This window comes from Burkholderia sp. E168m23 (assembly GCF_016586125.1).
Taxonomy (GTDB): Bacteria; Pseudomonadota; Gammaproteobacteria; order Burkholderiales; family Burkholderiaceae; genus Burkholderia; species Burkholderia orbicola.
Genome location: NZ_BCPP01001595.1, coordinates 1 through 755, shown reverse-complemented (window position 1 = coordinate 755; position 755 = coordinate 1). Strand labels below are relative to the sequence as shown.

The window sequence follows — 755 nt, the reverse complement described above, 5'->3', positions numbered from 1 at the left end:
AACGGATCGCGAGGCGGTCGATGTCGTGCGCGTAGCGGTTGTACGCGACCACCGCCGGAATCGCGGCGAACAGGCCGATCGCGGTGGCGACGAGCGCCTCGGCGATGCCCGGCGCGACGTTCGCGAGCGTGGCTTGCTGCACGTTCGCGAGGCCGCGGAACGAGTTCATGATCCCCCAGCGTAATAACTTCGTATAGCATACATTATACGAAGTTATACGATTCTGCTCGGATGGGACAACAGTAATGCGTATCAAGGGCGCATCGACCATTGAGCTCGACATTAGCAGCAACGTTACACTGGGATGTTCGGCAAACAGGTCCGACTGCACCACGAGCGCCGGCCGAGCCTTGCCGAAATCACCTTGGAGCGCGACTGTGACAATGCTCCCTCGATTCATTGTGAGTGTCCGAGGTCCGTAGCCTGTTCAATGAAATCGAGCAGATCGTTCTCGTCGATGCTCTGGTGGACCATGCGCGATTGCCGAGCGCATTCATCGGCGAAACCCGGCCGGCGGACGTCGGGCACCCATATCTGAATTGGGCGTAGCCCGGCCGCACGAAGATTCTCGCGGTGAATTCGAACACGCTCCGAAGTGGTAGCTGCCATTGTAGCCTCCTGTTACATGTAACGAAGCATACAGCGTTACATGTAACGGTTCAATGAAAGATGGTCTTTTTTGACCAGTCCGTTGAAAGGGGCGCGACGCCTGGAGACTGAGTTAGGGGGCGAACCTATCCGTCGAACATCGATCG

General features: G+C 57.6%; 1 protein-coding gene and 2 pseudogenes. All 3 read right to left on the bottom strand.

The annotated features are described in order from the left end of the window. Positions 1-178, bottom strand: a pseudogene (locus tag JMF90_RS39110) (MotA/TolQ/ExbB proton channel family protein); the annotation flags it as partial. A 102-nt stretch (positions 179-280) separates the two neighbouring features. Beyond that, positions 281-400 (bottom strand): annotated as a pseudogene (locus JMF90_RS39105) (type II toxin-antitoxin system PemK/MazF family toxin); the annotation flags it as partial. Next, positions 397-609 carry an antitoxin MazE family protein gene (locus tag JMF90_RS39100; protein ID WP_011544675.1) on the bottom strand — a complete coding sequence of 71 codons (213 nt, stop codon included), beginning with the start codon at positions 607-609 and terminating at the stop codon, positions 397-399. The pseudogene JMF90_RS39105 and the gene JMF90_RS39100, both read right to left, overlap by 4 nt. Positions 610-755: the final 146 nt, after the last annotated feature.